Source organism: Pseudoduganella guangdongensis (assembly GCF_009857475.1).
Classification (GTDB): Bacteria; Pseudomonadota; Gammaproteobacteria; order Burkholderiales; family Burkholderiaceae_D; genus Rugamonas; species Rugamonas guangdongensis.
In genome coordinates, this window is sequence record NZ_WWCJ01000002.1 from 222,995 (window position 1) to 244,180 (window position 21,186).

The 21,186-nt window shown below is 59.3% G+C and carries 18 protein-coding genes; 11 read left to right on the forward strand and 7 right to left on the reverse strand.

All coding sequences use genetic code 11. The features are described from left to right. Positions 1-219: 219 nt before the first annotated feature. Positions 220-2,049, reverse strand: coding sequence for a glutamine--fructose-6-phosphate transaminase (isomerizing) (glmS, locus tag GTP41_RS03580; RefSeq protein ID WP_161024187.1), 1,830 nt, complete (start codon positions 2,047-2,049; stop codon positions 220-222). A 128-nt stretch (positions 2,050-2,177) separates the two neighbouring features. Between glmS and GTP41_RS03585 the strand changes: the two genes are divergently transcribed. Beyond that, positions 2,178-2,636, forward strand: coding sequence for an Lrp/AsnC family transcriptional regulator (locus GTP41_RS03585; protein WP_161024188.1), 459 nt, complete (start codon positions 2,178-2,180; stop codon positions 2,634-2,636). 329 nt (positions 2,637-2,965) lie between these two features. Then, entirely contained in the window at positions 2,966-3,562 is a 597-nt protein-coding gene (locus GTP41_RS03590; protein WP_161024189.1) for an acyl carrier protein phosphodiesterase, read from the forward strand. On the opposite strand, the gene glmU is transcribed toward GTP41_RS03590, so the two are convergent. Further along, a complete protein-coding gene (gene glmU, locus GTP41_RS03595; protein ID WP_161024190.1) occupies positions 3,559-4,938 on the reverse strand; it encodes a bifunctional UDP-N-acetylglucosamine diphosphorylase/glucosamine-1-phosphate N-acetyltransferase GlmU in 1,380 nt (459 codons plus the stop codon). The genes GTP41_RS03590 and glmU overlap by 4 nt on opposite strands. 31 nt (positions 4,939-4,969) lie before the next feature. On the opposite strand from glmU, the gene GTP41_RS03600 reads away from it, so the two are divergent. From GTP41_RS03600 to GTP41_RS03620, 5 genes are all read left to right on the forward strand, one after another. Beyond that, entirely contained in the window at positions 4,970-5,836 is an 867-nt protein-coding gene (locus tag GTP41_RS03600) for a DUF6279 family lipoprotein (protein WP_161024191.1), read from the forward strand. Between the two features lie 27 nt (positions 5,837-5,863). Further along, complete coding sequence (gene rsmD / locus GTP41_RS03605; RefSeq protein WP_161024192.1) at positions 5,864-6,457, forward strand: 16S rRNA (guanine(966)-N(2))-methyltransferase RsmD; 594 nt, start codon at positions 5,864-5,866, stop codon at positions 6,455-6,457. Between the two features lie 36 nt (positions 6,458-6,493). Beyond that, positions 6,494-6,985: a pantetheine-phosphate adenylyltransferase gene (coaD, locus tag GTP41_RS03610; RefSeq protein WP_161024193.1), complete on the forward strand. Its 492-nt coding sequence runs from the start codon at positions 6,494-6,496 to the stop codon at positions 6,983-6,985. A gap of 12 nt (positions 6,986-6,997) precedes the next feature. Further along, positions 6,998-7,252 (forward strand): YfhL family 4Fe-4S dicluster ferredoxin, encoded by a 255-nt coding sequence (locus GTP41_RS03615; RefSeq protein WP_161024194.1) that lies wholly within the window; start codon positions 6,998-7,000, stop codon positions 7,250-7,252. Between the two features lie 64 nt (positions 7,253-7,316). After that, positions 7,317-7,913, forward strand: a complete 597-nt coding sequence (locus tag GTP41_RS03620) for a chalcone isomerase family protein (RefSeq protein ID WP_161024195.1) — start codon at positions 7,317-7,319, stop codon at positions 7,911-7,913. Positions 7,914-7,932: 19 nt separating this feature from the next. Here GTP41_RS03620 and GTP41_RS03625 read toward each other — a convergent pair whose 3' ends face one another. Then, the gene (locus GTP41_RS03625) at positions 7,933-8,196 is read right to left on the reverse strand and encodes a hypothetical protein (RefSeq protein ID WP_229502723.1); all 264 of its coding nucleotides are present in this window, start codon (positions 8,194-8,196) and stop codon (positions 7,933-7,935) included. A 102-nt stretch (positions 8,197-8,298) separates the two neighbouring features. On the opposite strand from GTP41_RS03625, the gene GTP41_RS03630 reads away from it, so the two are divergent. Then, positions 8,299-9,267 carry a LysR family transcriptional regulator gene (locus GTP41_RS03630; protein ID WP_161024197.1) on the forward strand — a complete coding sequence of 323 codons (969 nt, stop codon included), beginning with the start codon at positions 8,299-8,301 and terminating at the stop codon, positions 9,265-9,267. A gap of 95 nt (positions 9,268-9,362) precedes the next feature. Here GTP41_RS03630 and putA read toward each other — a convergent pair whose 3' ends face one another. Continuing rightward, positions 9,363-12,992, reverse strand: a complete 3,630-nt coding sequence (gene putA / locus GTP41_RS03635) for a trifunctional transcriptional regulator/proline dehydrogenase/L-glutamate gamma-semialdehyde dehydrogenase (RefSeq protein ID WP_161024198.1) — start codon at positions 12,990-12,992, stop codon at positions 9,363-9,365. Between the two features lie 213 nt (positions 12,993-13,205). Between putA and GTP41_RS03640 the strand changes: the two genes are divergently transcribed. Then, positions 13,206-13,661: an Lrp/AsnC ligand binding domain-containing protein gene (locus tag GTP41_RS03640; protein WP_161024199.1), complete on the forward strand. Its 456-nt coding sequence runs from the start codon at positions 13,206-13,208 to the stop codon at positions 13,659-13,661. On the opposite strand, the gene GTP41_RS03645 is transcribed toward GTP41_RS03640, so the two are convergent. The 3 genes from GTP41_RS03645 to GTP41_RS03655 form a co-directional block, all read right to left on the reverse strand. Further along, positions 13,654-14,283 carry a cytochrome b/b6 domain-containing protein gene (locus GTP41_RS03645; RefSeq protein WP_161024200.1) on the reverse strand — a complete coding sequence of 210 codons (630 nt, stop codon included), beginning with the start codon at positions 14,281-14,283 and terminating at the stop codon, positions 13,654-13,656. The two genes, GTP41_RS03640 and GTP41_RS03645, sit on opposite strands and share 8 nt — an antisense overlap. Before the next feature lie 23 nt (positions 14,284-14,306). Beyond that, on the reverse strand, positions 14,307-15,017 hold the full coding sequence (locus GTP41_RS03650; RefSeq protein ID WP_161024201.1) for a 5'-methylthioadenosine/adenosylhomocysteine nucleosidase: 711 nt from the start codon (positions 15,015-15,017) through the stop codon (positions 14,307-14,309). A gap of 226 nt (positions 15,018-15,243) precedes the next feature. Next, complete coding sequence (locus GTP41_RS03655; protein WP_161024202.1) at positions 15,244-18,216, reverse strand: EAL domain-containing protein; 2,973 nt, start codon at positions 18,214-18,216, stop codon at positions 15,244-15,246. Between the two features lie 317 nt (positions 18,217-18,533). Between GTP41_RS03655 and GTP41_RS03660 the strand changes: the two genes are divergently transcribed. Together GTP41_RS03660 and GTP41_RS03665 are read left to right on the forward strand one after the other, a co-directional pair. After that, complete coding sequence (locus GTP41_RS03660) at positions 18,534-19,571, forward strand: NAD(P)H-dependent flavin oxidoreductase (RefSeq protein ID WP_161024203.1); 1,038 nt, start codon at positions 18,534-18,536, stop codon at positions 19,569-19,571. A 12-nt stretch (positions 19,572-19,583) separates the two neighbouring features. Continuing rightward, positions 19,584-21,185: a GMC family oxidoreductase gene (locus GTP41_RS03665; RefSeq protein WP_161024204.1), complete on the forward strand. Its 1,602-nt coding sequence runs from the start codon at positions 19,584-19,586 to the stop codon at positions 21,183-21,185. The last annotated feature ends 1 nt before the right edge of the window (position 21,186 follow it).

A 21,186-nucleotide genomic window follows, 5' to 3' on the forward strand; every position in this document is an offset into this window, starting at 1 on the left:
GATAAACCGGAACATCCAGCGCTCACACCGCCTTTAGCGCAGGCTTGGAAGGCGCCGCATCCAGCATATATTGGCTCAGAACCCACAGCTGCCTCGCCTTGCCGGCGTCGAGGCTGTAAGAACGTGCACCGTCGCCCGAGCTTGCTGCGGCTGGCGCTTTTTTGAGCCCTCCCGGCGGTAAGCCTGCATCGACGCGTGCTTTGCCGGAAGAACTGCACCTTATTCCACCGTCACCGACTTGGCCAGGTTACGCGGCTTGTCGACATCGGTGCCGCGTGCCAGGGCGGTGTGGTAGGCCAGCAGTTGCAGGGCAACCACGTGCAGGATCGGGGACAGCGGGCCATAGTTTTCCGGCAGGCGGATCACGTGCAGGCCGTCGCCGGAGGTGATGCGGGAGTCGACGTCGGCGAAGACGTAGAGCTGGCCGCCGCGCGCGCGCACTTCCTGCATGTTGGACTTCAGCTTTTCCAGCAGGGCGTCGTTCGGCGCGATGGTCACCACCGGCATTTCGTCGGTGACCAGCGCCAGCGGGCCGTGCTTCAGTTCACCGGCCGGGTAGGCTTCGGCGTGGATGTAGGAAATCTCTTTGAGCTTGAGCGCTCCTTCCAGGGCGATTGGGTAGTGCATGCCTCGGCCCAGGAACAGGGCGTTCTCTTTGCGGGCGAATTCTTCGGCCCAGGCGATGATCTGCGGTTCCAGCGCCAGCACGGAGGCGATGGCGGATGGCAGGTGGCGCATGGCTTTCAGGTGGGCGGCTTCCTCGTCGTCCGACAGCAGGCCGTTGGCTTGGGCCAGGCTCAGGGTCAGCAGGAACAGGGCGGCCAGCTGGGTGGTGAAGGCTTTGGTGGAGGCGACGCCCACTTCCACGCCGGCGCGGGTGATGTAGGCGAGTTTGCACTCGCGCACCATGGCGCTGGTGGCGACGTTGCAGATGGTCAGGGTGTGCTCCATGCCCAGCGAGCGCGCGTGTTTCAGGGCGGCGATGGTGTCGGCGGTTTCGCCGGACTGGGAGATGGTGACCACCAGCGTCTTGGGATTCGGCACGCTGTCGCGGTAGCGGTATTCGGAAGCGATTTCCACGTTGACCGGGACTTTGGCGATCGATTCGATCCAGTACTTGGCGGTTAGGCCGGCGTAGTAGCTGGTGCCGCAGGCCAGGATCAGCACGCGGTCGATTTCCTTGAACACTTTGTAGGCGCCATCGCCAAACAATTCGGGCATGACGCCGGTGACGCCTTCCAGGGTGTCGCCGACCACGCGTGGCTGCTCGAAGATCTCTTTCTGCATGAAGTGACGGTACGGGCCCAGCTCGGCGGCGCCGGTGTGGGCGTGTACGGTTTTCACTTCGCGCTGCACTTGCTTGCCGTTGACGTCGACGATCCAGGTGCGGCCCAGTTGCAGGTCGACCACGTCGCCTTCTTCCAGGTAGATGATCTGGTCGGTGGTGCCGGCCAGCGCCATGGCGTCGGAGGCGACGAAGTTTTCACCCTGGCCAATGCCGACGATGAGCGGCGAGCCCTGGCGCGCGGCGACCACGCGGTGCGGTTCTTCGCGCGAGAACACGGCGATGGCGTAGGCGCCGTGCAGGCGCTTGACGGCGTGCTGCACGGTGTCGAACAGGTCGCCGTTGTACATGTGGTCGACCAGGTGGGCGATCACTTCGGTGTCGGTCTGGCTGGTGAAAACATAACCCAGCGCGGTCAGTTCGGCGCGCAGTTCGTCGTGGTTTTCAATGATGCCGTTGTGGACCAGGGCGATGCGGGCCACCTCTTCGCTCGGGGAGAAGTGCGGGTGGGCGTTGTGCGAGGCGGGCGCGCCGTGGGTGGCCCAGCGGGTGTGGGCGATGCCGGTGAAGCCGTTCAGGCCGCCTTCGTTGATCTGCTTTTCCAGGTCGGCCACGCGGGAGGTGCTGCGCGAGCGCTGCAGTTTGCCGTCCAGGTGCAGGGCGACGCCGCAAGAGTCATAGCCACGGTATTCCAGGCGCTTCAGGCCCTCTACCAGGATAGGGGTGATATTGCGCTGGGCGACAGCGCCGACGATACCGCACATAAGAACCTCTTCTGAAAAAGTTAATTGATTGGATCGTAGAGCAGGCGCGAAGAAATTTGCTTTCTCAATTGGCGCTACAATGAAATAATATTTCTTACCGCGCTTGGCGCGAAATAATATTTCAAATTATGGACTTTGATGAAATTGATCGTCGCATCCTGAACGCTTTGCAGAAGGATGCCTCACAGACTAACGCGGAATTGGCGGCTGCTGTCCACGTTTCGCCGCCAACTTGCCTGCGCCGGGTCAAGCATTTGCGCGAAAGCGGGGTGATCGAGCGCGAGGTGGCGCTGGTGGCACCGGAAAAAGTGGGGGCGCACCTGACGGCGGTTGTGGAAATCTCTTTAGATATCCAAGCCGCTGAACGCATGGCGGAATTCGAGGCGCTGGTGGCGCCAGAAGCGGCGGTTTTGCAGTGCTATCGCGTTTCGCCGGGGCCGGATTTCGTGCTGATTGTGCAGGTGGCAGACATGCCGGCCTACCATGCGCTGGCACACCGTTTGTTCGCCGGCCAGGCTAATGTGCGTAACGTTAAGGCCTACTTTTCCACTTTCCGTAGCAAGTTCGAAACCAGCATAGCTGTCTGATCCAGTTATCCCCGGTTATACCGGGCTAAACACAGGCTTATACACAAATTCATCCACAGGCCAGAGTGGCACCCGTACAGTTTTCCCGAGTTCCCCACCAACTTTCCCAACGTTTTCCGCAAGGTTTCCCACATCTTTATCCACAGTTTTGAGTTATCCATGCTTGTTAGCTGGTATTCCCCAGGTTTTTCCACAGCAAGCGTGTATTTGCTGCTCGTGTGGATAATTCGTGCAGACCACTTTAGGTTTATCCCATACCTGTACAAGCGTTTTCACGCGGATTTACACCGGCTTTTACACATCTTTATCCACAGCGCTAGAATGGGGCGATGAACTACCTTGCGCATATCTACCTTGCCCGCCATAGCGAAGCCGCCATGGTCGGCGCCATGTTGGGGGATTTCGTGAAATCAAACGGCGGTGAACACTATGCGCCCGAGATTGCGAACGAGATCGCGCTGCACCGCTTTATCGATTCCTTCACGGATAGCCACCCGGTGGTGACGGAGGCCAGGAGCCTGTTCGGCGAGGGCCGGCGGCGTTATGCGGGGATTGTGCTGGATGTGTTTTACGACCACATCCTGAGCCAGCGCTGGGATGAATACTGCGAGGAGCCGCGCGCCGCGCTGATCGAGCGCTTCTATGGCGCGCTGGCGGCGCACGAGCAGCAACTGCCGGAACGGCTGCGCGAAATCCTGCCCAAGCTGATCAAGCAGGACTGGCTTGGTGCGTATGGGGAGTTCAGCGGGGTCGAGCTGGCGCTGACCCGCATGTCGGACAGGCTAAGCCGCAACGGCCACCTGCTGCGCGAAGGCATCGGGGAAGTGCAGCAGCACTACGAAGCGATCGCCGACGGCTTTGATCGCTTCTTCCCCGAACTGGTGAAATTCACTTACCAGCGCCGCCGGCAGTTTTCACTTGCTTAGGTTTTCTTGACCTTGACCGGGCGCTTCCAGCCTTCGATGGTCAGCTGCTTTGGGCGCGAGATGGTCAGCTTGCCGGCTGGCGCATCCTTGGTCAGGGTGGTGCCGGCGCCGATGGTGGCGCCGGCGCCGACGGTCACGGGTGCCACCAACTGGCTGTCGCTGCCGATGAAGGCGTCGTCTTCGATCACGGTGCGGAACTTGTTGGCGCCGTCGTAATTGCAGGTGATGGTGCCGGCGCCGACGTTGACGCGCGAGCCGATGGTGGCGTCGCCGATATAGGCCAGGTGGTTGGCCTTGGAATGGGCGGCAACCTGGCTGTTTTTGACTTCGACGAAGTTACCCACATGGACATCTTCGCCCAGTTCGGTGCCGGGACGCAGGCGGGCGTAAGGGCCGATCTGCGAAGCGGCGCCAACCACGGCGTCTTCAATATGGGTGAACGCTTTGATGTTGGCGCCGGCGCCGATGCGGGCGTTAATCAGCACGCAGTTCGGGCCAATGGTGGCGCCATCGGCGATTTCCACTTTGCCTTCGAAGACGCAGCCGACGTCGATGGTGACGTCGCGGCCGCAGGACAGCTCGCCGCGCACATCAATGCGGGCCGGATCGGCCAGGGTCACGCCTTTATCCAACAGGCAATTGGCGACATTGCGCTGGTAGATGCGTTCCAGTTCGGCCAGCTGGGCCTTGCTGTTCACGCCCAGCACTTCCCACGGCGCGGCCGGGTGGGCGGAGACGACTTGCACCCCTTCTTCCACCGCCATGGCCACGATGTCGGTCAGGTAGTACTCGCCTTGCGCGTTTTCGTTCTTCAGCTTGCCCAGCCACTGTTTCAGCTTGGCGGTCGGGATCACCATGATGCCGGAGTTAATTTCCTTGATGAGGCGTTCGGCTTCTGTGGCATCCTTCTCTTCGACAATGCGCTGGATGGCGCCGCCCACGCGGACGATGCGGCCCAGGCCGAACGGGTTGTCCTGCACCACGGTCAGGATGCCCAGCTTGTCCTTGCCAGCCGCGTCGGCCAGGCGCTTGAGCGAGGCGGAAGAGGTCAGCGGCACGTCGCCATACAGCACCAGGGTTGGCTGATCGTCGTCCAGGTGGGCCAGGCCCTGCTGAACCGCGTGGCCGGTGCCCAGTTGCGGCTCCTGCAGCGCGGCGGAGATCTCCGTACCCGGCACCGCCTTGTGCTGCTCCAGCGAAGCCAGCACCGCTGCGCCGCCGTGCCCGTATATGACGCACAATTTGGCCGGGGACAGGCTGCGCGCAGTGTCGATGACGTGGGACAACAGGGACTTGCCAGCGACGGGATGGAGGACTTTTGGCAGCGCCGACTGCATGCGCTTACCCATGCCAGCGGCGAGGATGACGACGTTCATAGGACCGTGGTTTCTTGTGTGAGTTGAAATAATGAAAAAGTTTAACACGTGGATCGTGCTGGCTTTTGCCATTCTGCTGGCAGCGTGCAGCTCCCTGCGGCTGGTGTATAACAACGCCGATACGCTGCTGTACTGGTGGCTGGACGCCTATGTGGATTTCGACAGCACGCAGAAGGCGGAGGTCAAACAGGATATCGGCGACTTCTTCCGCTGGCACCGCAAAACCCAGCTGCACGACTATGTGCAGCTGCTGCAGCGCGGCCAGCGCCAGCTGAACGGCGAGATCACCCAGGCCGAGCTGCTGGCTGAATATGTGGATATCCGCGACCGTACCGAGGCCTTGCTGCTGCGCTCGGCGCCGGAAATAGCGGAAATGGCGCTGTCGCTCAAGCCCGAGCAGCTGGAGTCCATGGAAAAGAAATTCAGCAAGAACAACGCCGACTTCCGTAAAAAGGTGATGAAGGGCGACCGGGACGACCAGAACAAGGTCCGCTACAAAAAGTCGATGGAGCAGTTCGAACTCTGGTTCGGCGATTTCAGCAACGATCAGGAAGCCATCATCCGCAAGGCATCCGATGCGCGGCCCCTGAACAATGAGCTCTGGCTGGACGAGCGCATGCGGCGTCAGCAAAAGGTGCTGGCGCTGGCGCGCCGGATCATGGTCGAGCAGCCAGCCAAGCCGGTCGCCACGCAATGGGTGGAAGAGATGATCCGTTCCAGCTTCGACCATTTTAGTATTTCTGAGCGCAAAGCCTTTTTTGAAAACTACACCCAAAGCACGGTGGAACTTGTCCACACCGTGCTGCGTATCGCTACACCCGAGCAGAAAGCCCACGCGCAAAAGCGCATGGCGAGCTGGATCCGCGATTTGAATACCCTTGCGGCGCAGGCGCAATAGGCCTTGGCGCACGGCCGGCATGAGATAATGCCGCCCATGCAAAAGAAGAAAGTCCCCAACCAGGTCCGCATTATTGGCGGCGACTGGAAGCGCACCCCGCTGCCCGTGCTGGAAGCCCTGGGCCTGCGTCCGACGCCAGACCGCGTGCGCGAAACCGTCTTCAACTGGATCAATCACCTGCTGGATGCCGCCTGGAGCGACACGCAGGTGCTGGACCTGTTCGCCGGTAGCGGCGCCCTCGGTTTCGAGGCCGCCAGCCGCGGCGCGGGCAAGGTCACCATGATCGATGCCAACAGTGCGGTGGTGCGCCAGCTGGAAGCCAACCGCGAAAAGCTGAGGGCGACCAATATCGCCATCCAACGCGGCGACGCCCTGGCCACCGCACAGTCGCTGGCCGGCCGTGGCGCGCGCTTCGACCTGATCTTCCTCGATCCGCCCTACCAGCAAGGCTTGCTGGAGCGCGCGCTGCCGCTGTGCCGCGCCCTGCTCAAGGAAGGCGGCCTGGTGTATGCGGAAGCGGAATCGCCGCTGGCCTTTGACGGTTGGGAGGTGGTGCGCGCCGACAAGGCCGGCATGGTCTACTTCCACCTGCTTCAGGCGTTGCCTGAAAATGAGGCATAATCCTTCTTTATCCTAAGCAAAACGCATGGAGTCGCAATGGTTGTAGCAGTTTATCCGGGTACGTTCGACCCGCTGACCCGGGGTCATGAAGACCTGGTACGCCGCGCTTCGGGCCTGTTCGACACGCTGGTGGTGGGCGTGGCCGACAGCCAGAACAAGCATCCGTTCTTTACCCTGGAAGAACGGCTGGATATTGCCAATGAAGTGCTGGGCCATTATCCAAACGTTAAGGTCGAGAGCTTTTCCGGGCTGTTGAAAGACTTTGTGCGCGAGCATGATGCACGCGTGATTGTGCGCGGCCTGCGCGCCGTGTCCGACTTCGAGTTCGAATTCCAGATGGCGGGCATGAACCGCTACATGCTGCCGGATGTGGAAACGCTGTTCCTGACCCCGTCCGACCAGTACCAGTTCATCTCGGGCACCATTGTGCGCGAGATCGCCGAGCTTGGCGGCGATGTTTCCAAATTTGTTTTCCCCTCCGTTGACCGCTGGTTGCGGAAAAAGATCGCCGCGCGTAAAGGCGAGTAAGAAAGTACTGTCATGGCTTTAATGATTACCGACGACTGCATCAATTGCGACGTATGCGAGCCCGAGTGCCCGAACGACGCGATTTACATGGGTCCGGAGATCTACGAAATCGATCCCAACAAGTGCACCGAATGCGTCGGTCACTTCGACGAACCGCAGTGCCAGCAAGTGTGCCCGGTTTCTTGCATTCCGTTCAACCCTGATTGGCGGGAAGACAAGGACCAGCTGATGGCCAAGTTCGAAAAGCTGCAGGCCGAAAAAGGCTGATGTCTCCCAAAATGGGTAGCTCTGCGTTATATTGCAAAAAGCTACCCATACCATCGGAGACAAAATGAGCTTTACCCGCCGTAAAATCATGCAAGGCGCAGTTGCTGCCGCCATCCTGGCTGCCAGCAGCCTGCCCGCATTCGCCGCCGAAGTGGGCGGTATCAAATTCCCGGATACCGTGACGGTCGCCGGGCAGGAACTCGTGCTGAATGGCGCCGGTGTGCGTAGCAAGCTGGTGTTCAAAGTCTACGCGCTGGGTTTCTACCTGAAAGAGAAAAAAACCACAGTGGCCGAGGTGCTGGCCTCGGGCGGCCCGCGCCGCATCCGCATCATGCCGATGCGCGACCTGACTTCGGATGACTTCGGCATGGCCTTCATGAAGGGCCTGAACGACAACGTCAGCGCCGACGAGCGCACCAAGCTGCTGCCGCAAACCAAGGCTTTCGGTGAGATGTTTGCCCAGTTCCCGGGCCTGAAGAAGGGTGACGAGCTGATTGTCGACTGGACCCCTGGCGTTGGCTCGCAAGCCACGCTGAACGGCAAGAAGGTGGGGGAAGTACTGCCGGATGTGGCGTTTTTCAACGCCATCATGCGTATCTGGATCGGCGACAAGCCGGTGGACGCAACCCTGAAACCTAAGATGCTGGTTGCGCCACAGTAATTGCTGCGCTGCGGAAGGCTTACGCGCGGCAGGCCATGGCGCGCAGTTCGGCGACGTGGCTCGGCGAGCCTTCCATCGAATTCAGCATACGCTTGAACATCATGGTGTCGCGCATCAGGCGACGCTGCAGGCGTTCCTCTTTGCTCAACTTTGGCTTAACGACAAGCAGCGCAGCGCGGGCGATACCACGCAGCATGGGCTTGAACACGATGGCCAGCGCCAGCGCCAGGATCACCAGCGGCAGGAACTGAGCGAGTTCGATGATGTTAATGTAAGTAGACATGGCAGTTTGCGAACCTATAGAATCTGTAGACACTATAGTGCGGCGCAACATATAACGCCAATTCCCTTTCCCGATAACAATTATTATTGCGGTGAATGACCGATGAGCTTTCTGACCCTCGACCTCAACCTGTTGCGCGTTTTCGATGCCGTGATGACGGAGCAGAACCTGACGCGCGCTGCCGGCCACCTGGCCATGACGCAGCCGGCGGTGTCGAACGCCATCAAGCGCCTGCGCGAAAGCCTGGGCGATGATTTGCTGATCCGCACCGCCTACGGCGTAAAGCCGACCCCGCGCGCCGAAGCGCTGTGGCCGCAGGTACGCAGCGCCCTGGCCTCGCTGGAGGCCGCCGTGACGCCGGGCACGTTCGACGTCTCCAAGACCCACGCCACCTTCCGTATGGCCATGGCGGACGCGACAGCGGCATTCTGGCTGCCCAACCTGATGCGCTCGATCGAACGCGAAGCGCCGGGCGTGAACATCCGCATGGTTCCTTTGACAACACGGGAGCCACGGCCGATGCTGCTGCGCGGCGATATCGACCTGGCGGTTGGCTTTTTCCCGGGCGTGGCCGCCCAGCTGATGAGCGAGCCGAGCTCGCCGATCCGCCATGAACGCCTGTATTCCGGGATATATGTGGCCGTGATGCGCCGTGGCCACCCGCTGGCCAAGCAAGACCTTACGCTGGACAACTATTGTGCCGCCAACCACTTGCTGGTCAGCTTCTCCGGCCGCGCGCATGGCCTGGTGGACGAAGCGCTGGCCCAGTTGCAACGCGAACGCCGCATCCTGCTGACGGTGAACCAATTCTTCACCGCCGGCCGCGTGGTCGCCAATAGCGACCTGATCACCGTGCTACCGAAGCACCTGGTCGCCTCCACCGGCATGACCGACGCCCTGATCTACAAAGAGCTGCCCTTCCAATTGCCGGCGGTCCACCTCGACATGCTCTGGCACGAACGCGACGCCCGCAGCCCGGCCCACAAATGGCTGCGCAGCCACCTCGAAGGCATGAACACCGTCGCCCAAAAGACCGCCCCCGGCACCACCCCCAAGAGCGACACCTACTAAAAATGTCCACCCTGGGGTCAGGAAGAAAAGTGGACATTTCTGTGGGAAATGTCCACCTTTCTTCCTGACCCCGAGGTGGACATTTTGGTTTTTTTTTAGGCGTCGAGGGTCATCAGGCTGGCGTTGCCGCCGGCGGCGGTGGTGTTGACGCACAGGGCGCGTTCGGCGATCAGGCGCCACAGGGGGATGTCGCCTTCTTCGGAACTGTCGATCACGGAGACGATCGCGCCGTCGCGAGCGGCGAGCTCTGGGCGCAGTTTGGCGCCTAAGCTGCTTTCCACCAGGGCGATCTGGAACTCGGCTTTTGCCAGGTCGGTATTGCTGACGGTCTGGATCGCGGCCTTGACTTCCGCCGGCAGGTCGGCTGGCAATACGCCTTCCACTACCAGGGCGCGGTTGCCGGTCGCGAGGGCGGCTGCGATCTGGTTCAACAGTACCTCTGCATTCGTTGCGAAGCAGGCGATGTTGCCGCGTGGGACGTAGGCGAGGGTGTTGCGTTCGCCAGTCGGGCCCGGCAGGGCGGTGAAGCTGCCCACCGGGGTGGTGCGGGCGTAGTTTTCAATGTGTGCGCTCAGGCGTTCTTTACCCGTTGCTTTGGCCCAGGCGGCCAGCGAATCGATCGCTGGCGGCGCGATGCGTTCGTGACGGTCGAGGACGACGGCGCTGCGCTGCAGACGCTTCAGGTACAGCGGACCGCCAGCTTTCGGGCCGGTGCCGGATTTGCCTTCGCCGCCGAATGGCTGCACGCCGACCACGGCGCCAACAATGTTGCGGTTGACGTAGATGTTGCCAACGTGGGCGCTGGTAGTGATGTAGTCGATGGTTTCATCGATCCGCGAGTGCACGCCCAGGGTCAGGCCAAAGCCGCTGCCGTTGATCTGCTCGATCACTTTCGGCAATTCCGAGCGCTTGTAGCGAATCACGTGCATCACGGGGCCGAAGACTTCCTTGGTCAGCTCGTTCAGCGAGCCGATTTCCAGCACGGTCGGCGGGACGAAAGTGCCGGCGTCGGCGCCCGGTACCTCGATCGAGAAGCTGGACTTGGCGTGGGCGCGTACCTTTTCAATGTGCGACAGCAGGTTTTGCTGCGCTTCTTCGTCGATGACGGGGCCGATATCGGTCACCAGGCGGTCCGGGCTGCCGACCTTCAGTTCTTTCATCGCGCCTTTAAGCATCTTGATGGTCTTGTCGGCGATGTCTTCTTGCAGGAACAGCACGCGCAGCGCGGAGCAGCGCTGGCCGGCGCTGTCGAACGCGGAGGAGATCGCGTCGCCCACCACTTGCTCCGGCAGGGAGGAGGAGTCAACGATCATGGCGTTCTGGCCGCCGGTTTCGGCGATCAGGGGAATATCCACATTTTCCGCCGCGGCGCGTTTGGCCAGGGTGCGGTTGATTAACTGCGCCACTTCGGTGGAGCCGGTGAAGATCACGCCTTTCACGCGCGCGTCGTTGCACAGGCCTGCGCCGACCACTTCGCCGCGGCCTGGCAGGAATTGCAGGGCGGCGCGCGGTACGCCGGCTTGGTGCAGCAGTTCGACGGCGCGCTGGGCGATCAGCGGGGTTTGTTCGGCCGGTTTGGCCAGTACCACGTTACCGGCGGCCAGTGCGGCGGCGGCCTGGCCGGTGAAGATCGCCAGCGGGAAGTTCCATGGGCTGATGCAGGTGACAGGGCCCAGCGCCAGCGTGTTGGTGGCGCCGCGCACTTGCACCGCGTAATAGCGCAGGAAGTCGACGGCTTCGCGCACTTCGGCAATCGCGTTCGGCAGCGATTTGCCGGCTTCGCGCACGGCCAGGGCCATCAGCTCCAGCTTGTGCTGCTCGAACAGGTCGGCGGCGCGCTCCAGGCAGGCGGCGCGCTGCGATGGCTCGGTGGTTTGCCAGTCCATGGCGAAGTGGCTGGCAGCGTGCAGGGCGTTGTTGACGTCTTCGGCGGTGGCTTCGGTCACGGCGCCGACGATATCGTCTTTACGGGCCGGATTGACCACCTGGGCGGCTGCCTGGCCGGCGCTGGCTTCCACGGCCAGCAGGGGACCTGCCGTCCAGCTGCGCGGCTGGGCCAGGACTATGGATACTTCGCGCAGCACGTCTTCGTTCGACAGGTCGATACCGGCGGAGTTCTTGCGCTCGGCGCCGAACATGTCCAACGGCAGGGCGATGGCGTTGTGCGGCACGCCGTTCAGGCTGCGTGCGGCTTCGATCGGGTTGGTAATCAGGGAATCGACCGGGATGCTTTCGTCAACGATCTGGTTGACGAAGGAGGAATTGGCGCCGTTTTCCAGCAGGCGGCGTACCAGGTAGGCCAGCAGGGTTTCATGCGAACCGACTGGAGCATAGATGCGGCACGCCTTGTCGAGGTTCTCCGCGCCGACAACCTGGTCGTACAGGGTCTCGCCCATGCCGTGCAGGCACTGGAATTCGTAGCTGTTGATGCCGTCGCGCTTGGCCCAGGTGTAGATCGTGGACAGGGTTTGCGCGTTGTGGGTCGCGAACTGCGGGTAAATCACGTCGGTCGCGGCCAGCAGGCGCTGGGCGCAAGCCAGGTAGGAGACGTCGGTGTAGACCTTGCGGGTGTACACCGGATAGCCCGGCATGCCATCCACCTGGGCGCGCTTGATTTCAGCATCCCAATACGCGCCTTTCACCAGGCGCACCATGAACTTGCGGCCGCTGCGCTTGGCCAGGTCGACCAGGTAGTCGATCACGAACGGGCAGCGCTTCTGGTAAGCCTGCACGACGAAGCCGATGCCGTCGAAGCCTTCCAGTTCCGGGTTGAAGGCCATCGCTTCCATCAGGTCGAGCGACAGTTCCAGGCGATCGGCTTCTTCGGCGTCGATATTCAGACCAATGTTGTAGCCTTTTGCCAACTTGACCAGGGCGGTCAGGCGCGGCAGCAGCTCGCTCATGACGCGGTCGCGCTGGGCGCGGCTGTAGCGTGGGTGCAGGGCGGACAGCTTGACGGAAATGCCTGGGCCATTGCGGATGCCACGGCCGTTCGAAGCCTTGCCAATGGCATGGATCGCTTTTTCATAGGCGGCGTAGTAGTGGGCGGCATCGGCTTCGGTCAGCGCTGCTTCGCCCAGCATGTCGTACGAATAGCGGTATCCGCGCGCTTCATTGTCTTTGCCGTTCTTAATCGCTTCTTCGATGGTCTGGCCGGTAACGAACTGGTTACCCAGCATGCGCATGGCCAGGTCCACGCCTTTACGGATCAGCGGTTCGCCGCCTTTGGCGATCAGGCTGGTGATGGCCGAGCCCAGGCCGTCTTCGCTGGAAGAGCTGACCAGTTTGCCGGTAATCAGCAGGCCCCAGGTGGCCGCATTAACGAACAAAGATGGCGATTCGCCCAGGTGTTTGCGCCAGTCTCCCTTGGAAATCTTGTCCGCAATCAGGCGGTCGGCGGTGGCAGCGTCGGGTATACGCAACAGTGCTTCGGCCAGGCACATCAGCGCAATACCCTCTTCGGAGGACAGCGAGAATTGATGCATCAGCGCATCCACACCGGAAGAACGGGTACGTTTTTCGCGCACCGAAGTCACCAAACGCTTGGCCAGCGACTGCGCGTCCTGGGTGGTTTCCGGCGCACCGATGTTAATTTGCGACAGCAGCCATTGCACTGCAGATTGTTCATCGCGGCGGTAGGCGGCAGTAATGGCGCTGCGCAGCGGGCTCGGATCGCGCAGGATTTCGGCCTGCAGGGCGGCAAACGGCGTGGTATTGAGATGCATGAAAGTCTCTATTGGCTAGTATGTAAAGAATCGTTTGGCACTTACGAAAACACGCCCGGCAAACCACGTTTGCGCGGGCGTGTTGTGCGGTGCAGCTAATGATTCGGATTGTATGCCGGATTCGCTCGGATTAATTCTGGTAATACTTTGTACTAGCAATAGATAGTTTTTGGTGCGAGAATTTGACCAAATAAAATTAATCGTGGAGAAGTAATGCTGGACAAAATCAGTAAGAAAATTCTGGCCGAGCTGCAAAGCGATGGCCGAATTAGTAACGTTGAACTGGCTGCACGAGTAAATTTGTCGCCTGCTGCCTGCCTGGAACGCGTGCGGAAATTGCACGAGGCCGGATACATCATGGGCTACACGGCGCAGCTGAATCCACAGTTATTGGACGTTTCGCTGCTGGTGTTCATCGAAGTCGTTCTGGACCGTACAACGCCGGAAGTTTTTGATGCCTTCAAACACAGCGTCCAGCTGATCCCCGAAGTGCTCGAGTGCCATATGGTGGCCGGCGGTTTTGATTACCTGGTCAAGGCGCGAGTGAAGGATATGGCGGCTTACCGTGAGTTTTTGGGCAAAACGTTGCTGCAGAAGGGTGTGCGCGAAACCCACACTTATGCTGTGATGGAAGAAGTGAAGAATACGACCAAGCTGCCCATCAAATAGGCAGTCTCCACTGCATCCACCAAAATCCGAGGACGGCGAGGATCAGTACAAGCGCGATGCTGTACCAGGCGCTGTGAATACCGTCTTTCGGGTTTCCTCTTTTTTGTCCATCAATCATGGCGCGAACCAGGTTTTCGTCATGCATCCAGCTGCTGAGCAAAACGCCGGCAATGTGAACGGCGACGACCAGCAGCATCGCATTGGCCAGTCCTTCGTGCAGCTCTTCCAGTAATTCCCCTCCAAATTCCTTATACGTGGCATAGCCAGTAGTGGTGACCAGGATAGTCATTCCTAGCATAGCCACAATGGCTAGCGCTCCAGCCGGGTTGTGTCCTATGTCATTTCCTGGCTGCCTATTCAGCAGGCAGCGGAAATAGTCCAGAACCTGTCGAGGTCCGCGAACAAAGGCTGAAAAGCGGGCATATCGTGTGCCTATCAATCCCCATATGAGGCGAAACACCACCAAGCCAGCCATGGTGTAGCCAAAAGTGATGTGCAACTGGCGCCAGCTATCGTGTTCGGCAGTCAGGTAGGCGCCGATGAAGTTCAACACTATCAGCCAATGAAATGCGCGAACTGGAGCATCCCAGACCAGGACTTTTTGTAGAGGTTTCGTGTTCATGGGCACATCGTGTGCCCAGCTGGTTAAGGCGTCGTTAACTCTTTGCAAAAGTTCTGGATGACGCCGTATGCGTAGCGGGCAGCGACGGTTTGCACAAAGTGCATGAAATCAGTCGCTGCTTCTTCATTGGCGTTGTCGGAAATCGTGCGCATGATGGCAAACGGTATTCCCAGTTCATAACAAACCTGGGCGACTGCTGCACCTTCCATTTCCACTGCCAGCAAATCAGGCAGTGCGTCTTTCAGGGCAGCCAAATGGGCCCTGTCATTGATGAATTGATCTCCACTGCCAATCAGGCCGCGATGCACTTGCGCGTCGTTTTGCAGGAATTCGCGCGTAGCGATGCTGAGTTTCAGGCTCATTTCACGGTCTGTCGGCATATGCGAGAGGCCAGTTAGCGGAATTTCGAAACGCGGGAACAAGGGGCTGGCATCAAAGTCGTGTTGAGCCAGGGAATCCGCGATGACCACGTCACCAACTTGTACCCCTAAGTCTGCAGAACCGGCAACGCCGGTAAAGATGATGTGGGTAACGTTGAACTTCTCCACAAGAGTTGCAGCTGTCACTGCAGCAGCAACCTTCCCAATTCGCGATAAAACAGCCACAGAATCGATTTTCCAGAGCTTTCCAGCCGTGTACTCACGTTTACCGTGGATGAGCTTGTAGGGGCTCTCCATGGCTTCCAGTAAACCCTGTTGTTCTTCTGCCAAGGCAGAGATGATTCCGAGACGCATGCGCGAGTTGTCCTCTATTTATTTAAAGTTGTATACGTAAGGATAGTAGTAGATAGTAAACGCGTCCTTGTCTGTGGATAAAGCTGTTAACATCCACAGAATCAGAAGTTTACGGATTGTAAAACTGGTCGGACAAGAACTGGGTCTAAAACGGATGAGTTCTGAACAAAATTTGTGCGTGAACTCAAAAACGGGGTTTACGCACATTCGATCCTGTGGATATTCATCAGGTTATCAACAGACGACGCAGATTTTGAGCTGAAATTGGCTCTCCAAACAGGAATCCCTGGCCAAAATCGCAACCTGCGGCCGTCAAAATCGTCAGTTGGTCTTCTGTTTCGATCTTTTCGGCAATGACTTTGATGCCAAGCTTGTGCGCCATGGCGACGATGGCTTCGCAAAGTGCCTGATTTTCGGTAAAGCTGGTGTCCAGCTTGAGGTAATCGATCCTGAAACGCTTCAGGAAGTTCAGGGATGAGTAGCCGTGACCAAAATCGTCCAGTGAAATCTGCATACTGGCGTCCCGGAGCGACTGGATTCGTTCGACTACGTCTCGGTTTGCTTCGAGCAGCAGGCTTTCGGTTACTTCGATGATGATGGAACGTGGTGGAAGTGCCTGTTCCCTGAGCAGCGCCAGCCAATGTTCAACGCCTACCGCTTCGTGCCGGAATTGCCAGGCCGATTTATTCACGCAGACCTGGAAACCTTCGCCAAAGCTGGCTGCCTGGCTTGCCGCTTCCTGGAAAACCCACTCTCCGATCGATTCGATGACGCCGGTGTTTTCGGCGACGCCGATAAATTCCGCCGGTTTGAGCAGGCCGCGTTGCGGGTGTTCCCAGCGGATCAGAGCTTCCGCCATTTCTATTTTGCCGCTTGCCAGGGTGCGGATTGGTTGGAACAGCAGTCTTAATTCTTTATTTTTCAAGGCGTTACGCAACTCATTGCAAAGCTCGATGCGTAATTGGCTGGCCTCCTGCATGTAGGGAGCGTAGAAGTTGAAGCGGTTCCTGCCCTGCTGTTTGGCCAGGTACATGGCCTGGTCGGCGCATTTGCTGAGGGTTTCGGCATCGTTTGCGTCGTCCGGAAAGAGGGCTATGCCGATGCTGCCCGATATATCGGCGACTTCGTGTTTGAGCTGGAAGGATCTAACCAGGCTGTGAAGAATGTCCTGCACGATCCTGACGACGTCTCCAGTGTCTTTGAGTTCACTCAAGATGACGGTGAACTCATCTCCTCCAAGACGGGCCACGGTGTCTGTATTGCGAACGCATTGGAGTAGCCGCTCTGCTACTTGTTTGAGCAGGATGTCGCCGAAGTCGTGGCCCAGTGTGTCGTTAATTGCTTTGAAGCCATCCAGATCGATAAAGATCAGCGCCATTGGTGCAATGTCACGGGCTGATTTTTTCATTTCCTGGTGCAGGCGGTCGTTGAACATGCGCCGGTTGGGCAGTCCGGTCAGGGTGTCGAAGTTTGCTTGTCTCCAGATCGTTTCTTCCGTGGCCTTCTTCTTGGTGATATCGCTGAATAGCGCTACGTGGCGCAGGGCATTCCCTTGGTCGTCGAATACGGTGTTGAAGCGTAGCGAAACCAGATAGTGGTCGCCGTTTTTATGCTTGTGCCAGATTTCACCTTCCCAGTAGCCGGTGTGGGTGATGGTCTGGCGCATGCGGCTGAAGAATTTAATGTCCTGCTGGCCGGAGGTCAGTTCATAGGCAAGGTGTCCGATTACTTCATCGGCTGGATAGCCGCTGATGTGGGAGAACGCGGCGTTGACCGACAGGATGCGGCCGTCAGCATCGGTCACCATCATGCCTTCGCTAGCGTTCTCGTACATGAGGGTAGCCAGTTTGCTTGATTCTTCAAGTTTTTTACGCCGGCTGATGTCCTCCGCCATGACGAACAAGCCAATGATGTTGCCGTTTTCGTTGCGATCAGGCACGTAAGTGATTGCGTCACAACATTCTTCGCCGTTGCGTTCGATGTAGCGTTCAAAGTGGACCATTTCACCGGCGAAGGCGCGTTCGAGCTTGGGCTTGGTTTCGGCATAAGTCGCTGGCGGCAGCACTTGCTGCAGGCTGTCGCCGCTACCGTAGATTTCAGTGAAACGGCGGTTTTTGAAGGTATAGGTCTCGTCGCGGTCGATATAGGCGATCACGATAGGTAAGTTATCGGCTATCAGGCGTAGGCGTTGTTCACTTTTAGCGAGCTTTTTTTCTGTTTCGGTGGAGGTGACGTAGAGGGCGTGGAAGCGGCGTTCCCTTTCTTCGGCAGCGGCGAAGGAATGCAGCGCATAGATCGTTGCGACGGCAATCAGCATGAAAATCAGGAATAGGGCGAGGCCGGCGATGATGAAATGCCTTTGCGAGATCAGGGCGAGGCCGACGTTGGAACTGCCTACTGTCACCACCAAGGGGAGATTCGGTAGCTTGCGGTAGCTGGCAATGCGTGATTTGTTGTCAATCGGGCTGATGGAATCGACGGTTCCGGTAGGGGAAGCCTGCAGTGAGCGATAAACATTTGAGCTGCTCATACTTCGGTTAAAGGTTTGTTCGAAGTCCGGTGCGCGAGCAATGATTTTGCCGTTGGTGTGGAACAGGGTGATGACTACGTCGTCACTTAGGCGTGAGTTTTCAAAGGTTTCTGCGAGTGTGTGGGCGTCAATCGGTGCCACGATGACGCCAAGGAATTGGCCTTTAGCGTTTTCAACCCGCCTGCTCAGGAAGAACAGCCGGGAATTCGAGATGCGCCCACGGGTAGGTTCACCAACGTAAAGCGAGTCTCCAGGTGTGAGTTGTGCCTGGAAGTAATCGCGATCCAGATAGCTGATGCCTTTGATGGGAATGTCGCGTGAACTAGCGATCGCAAAACCGTTTGGGTCGATAAAGGTAATCCAGAAACTGTTGCCAAAAGTGGCGCCTCGCGAGGAGAGCAGGGCATCGATGGTTTCCGGCGTGTAGGGGGCGACCTTAATGGCGTTGGCAAAGCCTAGTAAAGCAATGTCGGATAGCTGGATTGTGCTGAGAACATGGGCTTCGATGGCCCGAGTGTAGTGCTGGGTTTGCTGGCGGATTGCCTGTTCGCGATCGCGAGCCGACGAAAATAGCTGCCACGCGACGACTGCCGTGGCGAGCAGCGCGAGCATGGACATGGTGATGAGCAATCGCCGACGAAAGCGTTGATAGGCTTCGGTGGTCGACAAGAGGTTCTCCAGCTAGGTTGCATGAAACAACTCGCTTGTTCAGTATAGTTGATCGCGTCCGATAGTTTTGTTTACGTTAGATTAGTGTGTATACAAAATAGTAGTGATTGTTAACAACCTTCACTTTCTGTGGATAAGTCCACCTTGCGGAAAAAAATCAGGGGTTTACGGGCTGTATAAGGCGGCGAGTAAACCTTGTGTGAGCCCTTAACTGTTTTGGGACAATTTTCGGGCTTTTGTCGGAAGTTCGGTTTACTCACAATCGGTGCCTGTGGATATTCATAGCGTTATCCACAGCCGTAGAGGGGGGGTGAAAAATGGGTTTTGAGGCGATTTTTCCCGTTCCGATCATCCAGGGACCGATGGCTGGAGGCGCCAATACGCCTGCCATGGTCGCTGCCGTTTCGAATGCCGGTGGGTTGGGTTCGTTTGGCGCATCGATGCTCTCTTTGGACACAATTCGCGCCCAGGTTGCCGAAACCCGTCGGCTGACTTCGCGTCCTTTCATGTTGAATTTCTTCGTGCAGGGCGTGCCGACGCCGTTGCCGCAGGAAGTAGATCGAGGCGTGGATTTGCTGCGCCCGGTCTGGAGTTCGTTAGGCTGGTCAGGACTGCCGATGCCGGCAAAATGGTGCGAGGATTTCGCTGCGCAGTTCGAGCTTTTGCTTGAATTGAAGCCTGCGGTGGCGAGTTTTACCTTCGATATCCTTTCTGCCGCGCAGGTAAAGCGTCTGCATGATGCGGGTATTTTCGTGATCGGAACCGTGACGACGGTGGACGAGGCACTTGCCTGGCAGGCCGCCGGGGCGGATGCGCTTGTCGCTTCAGGCGTGGAGTCGGGCGGCCATCGCGGGACCTTTATCGGCGCGCAATCAGCGGCGACGCTGGAAGCGATTCCCTTGCTGGCGGCGGTGGTGGACGCGGTGCGGATGCCCGTGATCTCCGCCGGTAACGTCATGACGGGGGCGGACATTCGAGAACGGCTGGCGCTGGGCGCGGCGGCGGTGCAAATGGGGACGGCGTTCCTGGTGACAGACGAATCAGGCGTGCCGGCGGTGTACAAGGAGCGCTTGCTGGCGGCGCAAGGCAATCCTACCCGCCTGACCCGCGCTATTTCCGGACGCCTGGCGCGCGGCATCGAGAATCGTTTTATGCAGCAGATGGCAGCGGTGGAGGCCGAGGTGCCGGCTTATCCCGTGCAAAACGCTTTGACCGGCAGCATTCGCGCCGAAGCGGCCAAACGCGGCGATCCAGAATTGCTGTCGCTATGGGCGGGAACCGGGGTCGCGCGGGCGCGGGCCATGCCGACGGCAAAACTGATGGAAGTACTGATCGCTGAAATCAACCAAACCTGACGCGGAGAACACTTGGAATCTGCAGGCCAGTTTGACTACATCATTGTCGGTGCCGGGACTGCGGGCTGCGTGCTCGCCAACCGCCTGACGCAAAATTCAAAAACCGAGGTACTGCTGATCGAAGCTGGAGGAAAGGACGATTACGCCTGGATCCATATTCCCGTTGGCTACCTCCACTGCATCAATAATCCGCGCACGGACTGGATGTTCCGCACCGAAGCGGAAGCGGGCCTTGGCGGCCGCAGCCTGATTTACCCGCGCGGTAAAGTCCTGGGCGGCAGTTCGTCGATCAACGGCATGATTTATATGCGCGGGCAAGCCGGCGACTATGACCATTGGGCCGAGTTGTGCGGCGATGCGCGCTGGCGCTGGTCGGAAGTCCTGCCCTTGTTCCGCAAGAGCGAAGACCATCACGGCGGGGCGTCCGATTTCCACGGCGCGGGCGGTGAATGGCGTGTCGAGAAGCAGCGCCTGCGCTGGGATATCCTCGATGCTTTCCGCGATGCTGCCGAGCAGGCGGGTATTCCCAAGGTCGATGATTTCAACCGTGGCGACAACTCAGGCTGCGCGTATTTCGAAGTGAATCAAAGGCGCGGCATTCGCTGGAGCACGGCCAAGGCTTTCCTGCGCAAGGCGGCGCAGCGCCCTAACCTGACGCTGATGACCGGCTGCCACGTGGAGAAGCTGGTGCTGGAAGAGGGCGTTTGCAAAGGCGTGGTGTTCACCGGCGGCGGCACGCGCTGGAGCGCCGAGGCGCGCGAAACGCTGTTGGCCGCGGGCGCTATCGGCACGCCGCAGATCCTGCAGTTGTCAGGCATTGGTCCGGCCGACGTGCTGGCCAACGCCGGCGTGCGGCCGGTGCTGGATTTGCCGGGCGTAGGCGGCAACCTGCAAGACCACCTGCAACTGCGCATGGTGTTCCAGGTGGAGGGCGCGCGCACCCTGAACACGCTGGCGCGCAGCTGGTTCGGCAAGGCGCGCATCGGCCTTGAGTATGCGTTGTTCCAAAGCGGGCCGATGTCGATGGCGCCGTCGCAACTGGGCGCTTTCGCGCACTCCGGACCGGAGCAGGCCAGGCCCAACCTGGAATACCACGTGCAACCGCTGTCGCTGGAACGATTTGGCGAACCGCTGCATGACTTCCCTGCTTTCACGGCCAGCGTCTGCAACCTGCGCCCGACCTCGCGCGGCCATGTGCGCATCGCCAGCGCCGACTCCTACGCGCCGCCGAAAATCACGCCGATGTACCTGAGCACGGACGAGGACCGCCGCGTGGCGGCAGCCGCGCTGAACCTCACGCGCAAGATCGTGGCGGCGCCGGCGTTGGCCAAATACAGGCCGCAGGAATGCAGACCCGGTGTGCATTTTCGCACTGACGAGGAGCTGGCCGAGGCGGCCGGCGCCATTGGCACCACGATTTTCCATCCGGTCGGCACCTGCAAAATGGGCCGCGCCGACGACGTTTCGGCCGTGGTTGACAGCGAGTTGCGGGTACGTGGCGTACGCGGCCTGCGCATTGCCGACGCTTCGGTGATGCCGACTATCACATCCGGTAACACGAATTCCCCGGTGATCATGATTGCGGAAAAGGCAGCACTTTTGTGTATGATCTAGC